The organism is Aporhodopirellula rubra (genome assembly GCF_014192335.1).
In the GTDB taxonomy this organism is placed as follows: Bacteria; Planctomycetota; Planctomycetia; order Pirellulales; family Pirellulaceae; genus Rhodopirellula; species Rhodopirellula rubra.
On sequence record NZ_JACHXU010000006.1, the window covers coordinates 348,399 to 360,440 of the forward strand.

At 55.5% G+C, this 12,042-nt stretch carries 9 protein-coding genes; 5 read left to right on the plus strand and 4 right to left on the minus strand.

Going from position 1 to position 12,042, the window contains the following annotated elements:
• Window positions 1-286: 286 nt before the first annotated feature.
• The 5 genes from FHS27_RS10960 (at window position 287) to FHS27_RS10980 (ending at window position 7,312) form a co-directional block, all read left to right on the plus strand.
• Window positions 287-1,417: a Re/Si-specific NAD(P)(+) transhydrogenase subunit alpha gene (locus FHS27_RS10960; protein WP_184305044.1), complete on the plus strand. Its 1,131-nt coding sequence runs from the start codon at window positions 287-289 to the stop codon at window positions 1,415-1,417.
• 18 nt (window positions 1,418-1,435) lie between these two features.
• Window positions 1,436-1,732, plus strand: coding sequence for an NAD(P) transhydrogenase subunit alpha (locus tag FHS27_RS10965; protein WP_009098324.1), 297 nt, complete (start codon window positions 1,436-1,438; stop codon window positions 1,730-1,732).
• A complete protein-coding gene (locus FHS27_RS10970) occupies window positions 1,729-3,114 on the plus strand; it encodes an NAD(P)(+) transhydrogenase (Re/Si-specific) subunit beta (RefSeq protein WP_184304979.1) in 1,386 nt (461 codons plus the stop codon). The genes FHS27_RS10965 and FHS27_RS10970 overlap by 4 nt, the downstream gene beginning before the upstream one ends.
• A 125-nt stretch (window positions 3,115-3,239) precedes the next feature.
• Window positions 3,240-4,724: a VWA domain-containing protein gene (locus FHS27_RS10975; protein ID WP_184304980.1), complete on the plus strand. Its 1,485-nt coding sequence runs from the start codon at window positions 3,240-3,242 to the stop codon at window positions 4,722-4,724.
• Window positions 4,725-4,822: 98 nt separating this feature from the next.
• Window positions 4,823-7,312, plus strand: a complete 2,490-nt coding sequence (locus FHS27_RS10980) for a hypothetical protein (RefSeq protein WP_184304981.1) — start codon at window positions 4,823-4,825, stop codon at window positions 7,310-7,312.
• A 31-nt stretch (window positions 7,313-7,343) separates the two neighbouring features.
• On the opposite strand, the gene FHS27_RS10985 is transcribed toward FHS27_RS10980, so the two are convergent.
• The 4 genes from FHS27_RS10985 to FHS27_RS11000 form a co-directional block, all read right to left on the minus strand.
• A complete protein-coding gene (locus tag FHS27_RS10985; RefSeq protein WP_390853210.1) occupies window positions 7,344-8,540 on the minus strand; it encodes a DUF1559 domain-containing protein in 1,197 nt (398 codons plus the stop codon).
• Between the two features lie 34 nt (window positions 8,541-8,574).
• Complete coding sequence (locus FHS27_RS10990; protein ID WP_184304983.1) at window positions 8,575-8,769, minus strand: hypothetical protein; 195 nt, start codon at window positions 8,767-8,769, stop codon at window positions 8,575-8,577.
• A complete protein-coding gene (locus tag FHS27_RS10995; RefSeq protein ID WP_184304984.1) occupies window positions 8,766-9,494 on the minus strand; it encodes a DUF2306 domain-containing protein in 729 nt (242 codons plus the stop codon). The genes FHS27_RS10990 and FHS27_RS10995 overlap by 4 nt, the downstream gene beginning before the upstream one ends.
• A gap of 236 nt (window positions 9,495-9,730) precedes the next feature.
• On the minus strand, window positions 9,731-11,689 hold the full coding sequence (locus FHS27_RS11000; protein WP_184304985.1) for a M60 family metallopeptidase: 1,959 nt from the start codon (window positions 11,687-11,689) through the stop codon (window positions 9,731-9,733).
• Window positions 11,690-12,042: the final 353 nt, after the last annotated feature.

Sequence of the window (12,042 nt, forward strand, 5' to 3'; positions counted from 1 at the left end):
TCGCCCACGCCGCGAGCACGAATTTTGTTGAACGAATCGCTCGCACGTCGAGCACCCCCGACGATTAACGGGGGTACAGCCCTCACTGGTGCCACTCACCGGCGGTCGAATTTCAGACGACAAGCAATTTCGGACGAAAAATTCCGATGCCCCAATCTACCACACGTGGTGACCACACACGCTGCGGTGCTCCCAAACGTCGCATCTACTTTCTTTCGTCCTCGGCTCAGCTTAGGCTGGTATGGACAGTTCGAGATGTCCCAACGTGAAACAATCGAGAGATGAAATGCGAATTGGTGTGCCGGTCGAGACTTGGCCGGGCGAACTCAGAACAGCACTCGTGCCCGACAACGCCAAGAAACTGATCCGCCTCGGTTTCGAAATCGTCGCCGAGTCGGGGCTAGGAGTTTCGTCTGGATTCTCTGACCAACAATACGAAGACGTCGGTGTGACGCTCCAAAGCGATCGAAACGTCGTCCTCAGTCAATCGGACATGGTGCTGCGCGTCCGCCAACCGGAACTGCAGGAAATCGAATCACTCAAAAGTGGTGCGGTGCATATCAGCTTCCTCGATCCGATGAACCGGCGTGACCTAGTCGATGCGATGGCGTCACGAGGCGTTACTTCGCTATCGATGGAGATGATTCCGCGAAGCACTCGGGCACAGAAGATGGATGCCCTGTCCTCCCAAGCAAACTTGGCAGGCTACGTCACGGTGATCCAGGCGGCCTACCATTGCCCCAAAGCGTTCCCAATGATGATGACGCCCTCGGGGACGATTCGCCCGGCTCGCGTGTTCATCATCGGTGCCGGCGTCGCGGGACTGCAGGCGATCGCAACCGCCAAACGACTCGGTGCCCGCGTCGAAGCGTTTGACACACGGCCCGTCGTCGCCGAACAAGTTCGCTCGCTCGGTGCCAAATTTGTTGAAATCGATCTCGGCGAAGTCGGCCAAACCGAACAGGGCTACGCCAAGGCACTCACTCCAGAACAGATTGAACTGCAGAAACAGGGTCAGGCTACCGTCATTGCGGCATCCGATGTCGTGATCACCACGGCACAGTTGTTCGGACGACCCGCGCCGCGAATCGTGACCGCCGAAATGGTCGCCGCGATGCAACCGGGCAGTGTTGTGGTGGACATGGCCGTCGAATCCGGTGGCAACGTCGAAGGCTCGGTACTCAACGAGATTGTCGACGTCGGCGGCGTCAAAATCCTCGGCATGGGCAACCTTCCTTCCCACGTCAGTCGCAACGCCAGCGAAATGTATTCCAACAACCTCGTCAGTCTGATCAGCGATTTTTGGGACACCGAATCCAAGCAAATGAATTTGTCGCCCGATGACGAAATTGTCCAAGCCGCCGTAATCACGCGAGACGGCCAAATCATCCACCCAATGCTTCAAGACAAGAACTAACAACTACGAGAATCGATCATGGAAACCGTGTTACTGGGTTTCGTTTTGATGCTGTCGATCTTTTTGGGATTCGAGCTAATCTCGAAAGTCCCCGCGACGCTGCACACGCCATTGATGTCAGGCGCCAACGCCATCTCCGGGATCACGGTCGTCGGTGCCCTCACGCTCGCCGGTGGCGAAATGGGGGAGTGGGCCACTTGGCTCGGGGCGGCCGCCGTTTTCTTCGCGACGATCAACGTGGTCGGCGGATACATGGTCACCGACCGCATGCTGGGCATGTTTAAGAAGAAAGATGAACCGGAGGCACGAGTATGAGCCCTGAATTGATTGGTGCCGTTTACATCCTTTCGGCGATTCTCTTTGTCTACGGCTTGAAACTGCTCAGCTCGCCCGCAACGGCAGTGCGAGGCAATCAACTCTCCTCTCTCGGAATGCTGGTCGCCGTCGTCGTGACGCTCGGTTCGAGAGAGATCATCGATTTCCGTTGGATCGCCGTCGCCGCTGTCCTCGGAACGATCGTTGGCGCCGTCGCGGCCCAGCGGGTGGCGATGACAGGCATGCCCGAAATGGTCGCGTTGTTCAACGGCTCGGGAGGTATCGCGAGCTTGTTGGTCGGATGGGCCGCCCTCGACATGGGCGGAGCCACCGACGCGGAACTCCCGCAAACCACGTTCACCATTGTCACGATTCTGATTTCGATCCTGATCGGTGGCGTCACGTTCTCAGGCAGCATCATCGCGTGGGGGAAACTTTCCGAAACGATGCCCAGCCGAGCGATCTCGCTGCCCGGTCAACAATTCATCAGCCTCCTCCTGCTCGTGGCGATGATCGGGTGCGGCGCGATGATGGTCGCCCAACCGGAGACATGGAATTCGACGCTCATTTATGTCGTCATCGTCCTGTCACTGATCCTCGGCGTGATGGCGGTGATTCCAATCGGCGGTGCCGACATGCCCGTTGTGATCTCACTGCTCAACAGTTACTCCGGACTCGCCGCCTGTGCTGCGGGTCTCGCGATTAACAACACAATCCTGATCGTCGCCGGTTCACTCGTTGGTGCCGCCGGTATCATCCTGACCAACATCATGTGCAAGGCAATGAACCGTTCGCTCAGCCACGTGCTGTTCTCCGGATTCACCGCCGCGAAAACCGCGACCAAGGTCGAAGGCGAAGTCAAACCGATTGTGCCGGATGACGCCTACCTCATCCTGGAAGCCGCCTCGTCTGTCGTGATGGTGCCGGGCTATGGAATGGCGGTCGCTCAAGCGCAACACGTGGTACGTGAACTCGGTGAACTGCTCGAAGAAAACGGTGCCGAAGTCAGCTACGCGATCCACCCCGTCGCCGGACGAATGCCGGGACACATGAACGTCCTACTCGCCGAGGCGAACGTACCGTACGACCAATTGGTCGAAATGGACGATATCAACCGGCGAATCGAGAACGTCGACGTGGCGATCGTGATCGGGGCCAACGACGTCGTCAATCCGGCCGCCCGCGAAGACGAAAACAGCCCGATTTACGGCATGCCGATTATCAACGTCGACCAAGCCCGGACCGTCTTCGTCCTCAAACGATCCATGGCATCCGGCTTCTCCGGCGTCGAAAATCCGCTGTTTTTCAAACAAAACACACGCATGCTCTTCGGCGACGCCAAACAGTCCCTCTCCAGCGTAATCGCAGCATTTAAGAGCTAAAATCTGCAGATTCCGACATACTGAACAGGTACACCCCGTCGTCAAACTCGTTCTTCCTTTACTCATCGTGCATATGAACAAATAAAGCTGCCTATCTAAGCCCGTCGTCGCCCCTCTCGTCGCCAATGACTTCTCCCCCCAGCAAACCGCGTTTTGTCTCGGTCTCCAATGGCATCGAGTTTCTACTGATCCCGCGTTCCGAACTTTCTCAAGCGGAAGCGAACGGCTATTACCGGCCCGAAAGCCGCGGATTGATGATCCTGGAAAAGGACGGCCGACTTTTCGAAGTCCCCGCCCAAACGGTTTCCGCCCCTGAACGGCAGGGCTATCAAGACCTTCTCCTGCGGGAACGACGGAAACCCGCAACGACGGAATCTGTCGCTCCCCGTGAATCTGATTCCTCGGACACGGACGTCGAGCCAACGTCGGTCGAATCTCTGATTCCCACTCCACGCGAACAGGAATCGAGCGATGACTCCGTCGTAGCCGCTTCCAAGACGGTCGCCCCCCTTTCGATGATCGCTGCCATCGAACAGTCCGAACGGGACGACGAGGAACGAAGACTCGAACAAGAACGGCAAATCGAAGAACAAGAAGGGTGGAAAAAACACTGGCTTCGTTCGAAATTCTGGTTCGCCGAACGACGTGAGTCGCTCATACGGCAACTCGGTACCAACAGCATCAGCGTGCTAATCCACGTCGCAATCGTGCTCATGCTGGCAAGCTTTTATTTGGTTAGCCCGGAAAAAGAAAGCCTCGTAATCGTGGCTTCACCGAGCAGTAATGAAAGCTTGGTCGAAGAATTCACGATCGAAACCGACCCCATCGAAATTACCGAACCGATGGAGAACGAACCCGATTCGGCTCCGGTCGAAGAAGTCGTTCCCGATGTCACCGAAACGGCGACTGTGCCTGATTTCCTCTCAACGGTCAGCACGGCATCGATCAAACCACCGACCATGCCCGCCAAAGCCGCAGCCATCCCGGGAAAAGGGATCGCATCGACCAAGGGGAAACCAACATTCTTCGGCAGTAAGTTCGCCGCAATCAACAACGTCTTTGTCATTGATAACTCCAACAGCATGACACGCGGTCGATTCGAAACGGCCCTCATCCAACTCATGCTGACCGTCAATCAACTTACTCCCAAACAACGCTTCTACGTTATCTTCTACAGCGACACCGCCTACGGAATGATGCACCCCAACACCGTGCCCTCACTCGTCGCTGCAACTCCGAAAAACAAAGCGTTGCTGGCCAACTGGCTCGACACGGTACCGCTATGTTTGAAGACGAATGGTAAAAAGGCGATTCAAATCGCGATGGACCTTAAACCCGACATCGTCTACGTGCTCGGTGACGGAGCATTCACGGATGGTGCTGCCAAATTTTTCGCCGCCAAACCGAACCCCAATGTCGTGATCCACACACGAGGAATGGAAGTCCAGAGAAAGGATGCCGCTCAATTTGAGTTACTGGCGACCAGCCATAAAGGAAACTATCGTGATGTCGGCGTGATGCCAGAAGGAGCGGCAATGGCAAAGCGATATCCCCGCCCAAGAAACTCCTCCCGAGGTCCCATCTGGGGAATCACGTTGAAACCGAAATAATTACGAACTAATTAGTCGGCGCAACGAAAGCTACCGGAGTCTCTTCCATCACTGATTCAACGTCTAAAAGCAAAGGCATTTGCCCGGTTTGCCTCAAAGTGCACCGACTCGGGCAGACACAGGGCTCTTCGCTGCGATGCGACTGCGGCGCGACCCTCTTTGTATCTCCCCAGGGTCGGCTGGTAACCGCCATTGATCCGCAACAGCCCGAACTGGACGATGCGGCAACACCGAGCGATGACGGTGCGTCCACCCCGTCACCCATTGCCACGCGGTCCGTCATCGCCACGCCGATCATCACGGTGGACACCGAAGAAACCGCCCCCAAAACTCGCAAAGATAAAGACGCTAAAAAGCGAAACGAGCCCCCAAACGAAGCACGCCCCGCGAAGAGAAAAAACAAGAACTCCTGGCCGCTGTTTGCAGGTGGGGGCTTTGTCGCGTTGCTGCTGCTAGCGTCGATCGCGATGTTTTTATGGCAACCAGGTAACAGCAACAAACCCAAGTCCGCGCGAGCTCGATCAAAAGTCGTCACGCAACAGCAAGCGAGCGCCCCGCGAAAGGAGATCGTTATCCAGCCCGGGACGCTGAAGGAACTCGCCACGAAAATTCCTGCACCGTCGCTTACTCAGCCCGTCGCCAACGCGTCTGGAGCTAGCGTGCGAAACACGTCTGTCACCCCGACAAAAAATTCAAACGCAAGCACTCCCACCGAATCGGAACGCTCGCCGTACGGCGGGCAAACCGAAGCACCCGCCGTTTCACTTCCCGCGCGGGTCGAACCGCGTCAAAGAGTTCCGATTGTCGTCCCCGCCAAGTCTTCGCGATTCTTTGACGAAGCATACAACCTCGCGTATCAGAGCTATGAGGCCTGGTCCGAACTCGGAGACGACGCAACCGACAGCGAGGAATATCAGACCAAGCTCGGCGAAACGCTCGGCGCCGTCAAAGTCGCCTACGGCCTTTCTCTCAAACGGGATGATCTCGAGAAACGAAACGAACTGCTCTATTTGCTCACGTTTCTTTCGCTCAAGGCGGGTCATCTGATGGAGGCCGCCATCTACGGCGAAACGGCCGCACGCCTCGGAGATCCAAACGACAGCGCCACCCGCGACGCAGCATTCATCGCCTTGGCCGCCGTTCAAGAAGCATCGGCTAATCACTGGGGCAATCCGAACGAGGTGGGTGAGCTTCGACTGATGGAAACGATCGCCCAATTGATTGACACCAAATGGCCCGATGAGCCGCAACGCAACAAGATCTGGTTGACCCTCGCGCAAACGTACGCATCCTTCGGACATCCTCGGCCGGCCGTCGCTGCCTACGCACAAGTTGACGAAAAATCTCCACTGGCAAACGACGCGAGAATCGGTTCAGGCGTCGCCTATTGGACGATCTTCCTAACCGAAGCTAGCAATCCGGATGCCGATCCCGAGGCCATGCTCGGCCTCCTACAAAAAGCGTCTCAGCAATTCGCTGCCGCGGTTAAGTCGATGGAACCCAAACTCAAGGCACCCTCGATGCCCTTGTTAACGGCGAAACAAATGCTCGCCGTGATCGCCGCTCGGACGCACAACAATCAATCCGTCATTCGGTGGACTACCACAGGCAAGTTCCCACTCACCAAATCCATCCGAGTGCAAAAGAAGGGAAAACCGCGAACAGTAGTCGTCTCGAGCACTTTCGCGAAAACAGTATTCCAACTCCTATACCAGGCACAAACCGACGAAGGAAAGTTACAGGGGGCACAGAAAACGCTCGAAACTCTGGACAGCCTGCTAGGCAAACAAAGCGGCAGCGACATCAAGTCGCTGCAGTTCACAACCGCGATTCGCGCCTTCAAAGAGACCATCGCGAAAGACAACGTTACCATGAGCGATGTCACCTCGCTCAACCAAACGCTAGCAAAGCTGCCACCACAATCCCCCATCGTCAGTCCGCACGACCGGTTATGGATTGCAAACTCGTGGTCGACGCTCGCCAAAAAGGCGACAGACGATCGTGTCGCAATGCAGTGCTATGACCATGCAGCCCAAACAAGCGAACTCGCGATCGCAATGAAGTCGTTTCCTCAAAATTTGGTCGCCGCCACGCGGGTTCATCAAGCCGAATGGCTGCGACTGGCAAACAAGACCGACGCGTCGCTGCGGGTACTCGGCGAAATACTCAAAACCACCCCCAACGTTTTCGACCTTCAAATGCAGGCCGTGTTGTCGCTCGAAAAACTCGCTATCGAGCGAGACTCCGAACCTGATTTGCAATCCGCAATCCGAGGCCCGAAGGAGCAACCCTCGATCTGGGGTTGGTCAAAACTGGCGGTTCAATTGCACAAACTTCGTTACTCCGACCGGGGCACCCCCGAACACGCCGAATCATTGCTCCAAGCTCATTTTCACCTCGCCCGATGCCGGTGGATGCTCTTCACCGTCCTTAGCGATGGCAGCGAACGAGAAACTCTCCGCAAGCAAACACTCAAACAAATCGCGAGTGCCCGGTTGGCCATCCCCGAAGGCAGCGAGGCAGAGTCAAATTGGACGGCAGCGTTCAATCAAATCGAATCGGATCTATCGTCTCGCGATTCGAATTGACAATGACGTTAAACAGCGACCGAGCGTTCAATCAAAGCTCCGCGTCGATCGTCTCGGCACTCGCTCTCGTGCCCAACGCGCCCCACAACCCATAGGGGCTGATCGAACCGGGCTTACGCCCATCGATCCCACCTAGAAAGACCGTCCCCGATTCCGAATTCCCTGATTCAATTGAATCGGTAATGAATTTGATCGCTCCATCGCCCATCAAAACGTGGGTGCCACCTTGATGGCGACTCGACGGCGGAGCGATCCCGATCCCAGAATCGCCACCGGCGAAACAAACCTCTTCATTGGGCGGTAAAATCGTGTTCATTGCCGTGTACAGAGTCGCTCCATCGGCCCACCGAAATCCACGGCGTTGATTACCACTGCCGATACTCACCGGGGCACCGTCGACTTCCGCGGGAATCCAAAACTGCGGTCGGACTGAATCGATCTGGTCTCCGCATAAACGTGGGGTGTCATGAATCATCGACCATGAATTCACCAACGACCCACTGGTCCTAGTATCCCGGTCCTCCAAATCGGTACAGATCTCGCCCGCCATAATCGTGTTTGCGAGCCCATCGAGGACATCCCGGAATTGAACAACGGCGCGTGGAACAAACATCCCGCGTCCTGATGCCTCAACCTGCTTCGCCCGATCGTCTACCCATGCAGATGAATCCGGATCCCAGCGTGTCGCGCCGGTATTGAGCCAATGCGTGGAATCACCCAGGCACGCGACATAGTTCGTGCGACCGTGCGAAGGCAAACCGAGACCCGGGTCCGATGGACACCGAAACGTCGGTATCTCTGTCTGCCAAGGATCAAATTGCCGCGTCCACGGTGCCGGCCCCATCGCCGCGAATGCGAGCTCTCGTTTTTGGTCATCTTGCCCTGTCGCGATCTGCTCCCACAGCGACTGTGATTCGACGAACGGCAGAAGGCCTACCAGGAAACTCAGGCGATAACGATTGTTTCCCGGTGCCGACGTACCACCCCAATCCGAATTTGGGTCGTACGTGCCGCCCATTTGCATCGGCAACTGATTGTACGCGGAATGATAGTTGTGCAGTCCCAAACCGATTTGCTTGAAGTTATTGCTGCAACTCATTCGCCGCGCCGCCTCCTTCGCACCGCGTGTTGCAGGCAACAGGATTCCGACGAGAACACCAATAATCGCAATGACCACCAGCAATTCAACGAGGGTAAAGGCAACTCGGTTGGCTTGACTTCTCATCACGCTTCACTCCCAATGCATATTGACGCGTGTCCCCTTATTCAGCCTGCCCGGCCGAGAGTTCTCGCATTTCCTGGTCATAATTTTCATAGTCAACGGGACTCGAAAACTCCGCATCCGAAACGGGAACCCGCACAAACGGGTCACCATCGCAACCAAGCGTTGCGTGAGTCATTAACAGAGCAACCATTAACAGAACGCGTTTGCCACGTCGAAATTGTTCAATCTTCATCCTGATTCCCCTGTTTCAACGCGGACGTTGTCTTGGTTGACTAACTCGGATTGTCGCGGTTTTGGATACGCAAAGCAAGTTTCGTAGATTAGGAGCGGAATCAACCAACTGATCCACGAATTGAGTTGGTAGGATCGCTCCGATTCCAAACCAGACACAATCGCTGCTCCAGCGATCAATCTCAACAACAAGGGAGACGCTAGCAGCACAAAAGACCTCGTCGCCCAGCGACGATGGGCAATGAATTTGCGGTCCCGCGCCCGCCATACCGCCATGATGAGACAGGCCGCCGTTGCCACGTTCAACGAAACGAACCCCGCCGCTGAGATGGGCCCCGCATACGCGTCTTTGGCCATCACCATGCCGCTCGGCACGACCACCAGCAGGACTAAAGCAAACTGAATCCTCCCGACGAAGCGATGCAGCACGCGCCACCGTTTCTTTCCACCACTTATCATCAGGAAGGTCGCTAGGCCCAACGCAACCGGGCTCGAAAGGATATGAACGTAAAACGCCTGACGATATCCACCCGTGAACGAATGCCGCCGCCCGCTCAGAAAATTGGATTCAAAATCGGCCGGGAAGTACCTTCGATACTCCACGACGATCGACAAAAACACCTTGAGCAATACAACAACAACCGCCCAAAACAGCATCCGGGTAAGTATCTCGCGACGACGAAGTTTTCCGTCATCGCACTGATCTCGGTTTATCGTTTGAGCCATCGGAGTCCACGTGTTCAACGAGTCAATACTCCGCTGAGTATACCCGAACCACGATGACAACGTCCCGCTTAGGTTCGAACAAGTGGGATAGGCTTCACAGCCTGTCATCCCACCATCGACAGGCTGGAAGCCTATTACACTAATTTACCGTTCGTTGTTGACACAGCGTCTTCAATTTCTCCGACCGCGAGACCGCTCCATACCCGAGTCAGCGAATCAGGCCCGCTAAACGGATCTCATCCGTTGCTGGTCGAGAAGTAAAGATCGATGATATCCTGCAGTGCTTTCTGTGCCGCCTCGCCATCCGCGTCGCTATAGGTCGCCGCCGCGGCACGATACCAACCGGTGCCATATAGCGGATTGGTCAACTTGCCCAATCCATTGGGATATACGCGTTTCATGTGTTTCTGAAACTCAAGATTCGTCATCGGGATGAGCGTCTTGTAGTGTTCCAGCCGCTCGTAGATTTCTCGAGACGGTTTCAAGCCCGCATTCCGAATGGACCGAGCGAGAAGATCCGGACGCTCCGGCTGAACACCCCAAAAGTGAATCAACGGTCGCAGGTCCGCTCCGGCTGCCTTCGATAACCTCAGGATACGACTATCGGTCGGGTCTGAGTTTTGCGGAACCCGGTCGCCCGGTTTCCAGTTTTCGTTTTCCTCGGTCCAAAAACGGTTCAGTGCCTCCCAGCCGAACAGGTTGGCAATCTCGACATACTTGCCGTACCCCCGATGCTGATACTTCACTTCATCACCAGGTCGATTAGTGATGTTCATCGGATTGCCCTTACGAAAGTTCTCAGTAACCATCCACATGATCGCCACCTCGTCCAAAGTGACATGGGACATCCCGTTGACCGAACTGCCAAACGCTTTATCGAGACTCCAGCCAAACTTACGATTCATGATCGCAACGTGTGGAAGATTGACGAGGGCTTCCGTTTCGCCTTTGAACTTTGAACAGAATTGCGAATGCCCGACTTCGTGAAATACCGTCCAGTCGGCGAATTGCGGGCCCTTGATCATCCATTGATCCCGGCACTGTTCTGGACGAGAGGCATCGTAGGGATAGTTCGATTGCGGATAACCGGGGAAGTTGGCTGAACCACGCATCGCCACATCCGGCTGCAAATACAACACGGTCTTGGGACGCACCAAAGGATGCCCAAAAAGCTCCGAGACGGCATCCATGGCCTTGTCCCAATCTTGCATCAATGTGACCGGGTTTTTGAGATGTTGCAGCCACGGCGTCGGGATCTGCATCATGAATTTGTCGGTTTCGAAATCAGCCCACGGGGCCGGATGCCGGCGTTCCACGGCATTCCATTCTTGCAAGGTCGTCTCGTCAAAACTACGCATCGAAAAGAACGGTGCTCGGACAGCGTTTTTCACCCAAACCTTCACGATTCCAGCGTTGGCCTTATAAGGCACTTCGATGTAGATCCCACCTCCCAACGGATTGGCGACCAATGTGCGAGATTGCGTGATGGGATAGACCAATGACACACGATCCAAACGCTCGATCTTTTTCTTCTTGCTCAGATCCCACGAATGCGCGCCCACGCGAATGGAATATCCCTTGTTCACCATCGTGGGTGGAACCGCCACGTCGGCTATCGCACCGGGTGGCAGGTACCATCCCGTGCACCGACGGGCCGCATTTTCGGTACCGCTCACCGGGCTACCAACGGCCGCCGGTTGAGATGCATTGATGTTCACCGAGTGGACTTTGCTCGGTTCACCCGACTGCTTCACCATCCCTGGGAAATACATGGACGTCTTGAAGTAGAAACCATCAATCAATCGGCGGTACTTTTTCAAGTTATCGGGCGTGAAGGCGTGATCCAACAACCCTTGCTGGACCGCGAACATCGCGTGTTCCAACTCCATCCCCTGGGCCACCTCTCTCGCAAATCCCTTTTTCGTTTTCGGTGTCAAGAACAGCGGACCGTGCTTCTCTTCGAACAGCCTCACCAAATTGAAAGCCTTGGCCAACGATTCTGAATCCGATGCGAAGTCCTTGCTGTTGCCTTTGATGACAACGGTCAGTTGACGCTGCTCCTGGGGACTGAGAATTTTGCCCCCATCAACATGATGGTGAAGCTGAGTCAATGCGGTTGTGATCACACTCTCTTTTGCCGACAACTGCCCCGCGACGGCGACACAGACGAAGGCTAGAAGACACCGAAAACTCATGAACTCACCTTTTACTAAAAGCCATCAACAACACGCAGCAGGCAACCGAAACGTTAACGAAACCACGTCAAAGGCCCGGTCGCACTAACAGACCTCTACTGTAGCCTAAGATTCAGACATTGCCCCGGTGTTCCCGACCGTTGATCACCCCCAAGTCACGCTCGCTCTCACCCGCACACCAAGGGGTAAAACCGCTGATAGCGAATGCAATATGCGCGCGTCAGCAGACGCATGATTCGCCGCGCACGGAGATCACAACGCAAACGCAATCGAAAAATTTGCATAAAAAAATGCGAAACACGCTCAGCGAACCGGTGATTCAGAAGGAATCAAAGAGTGCATCCCCGAAGACA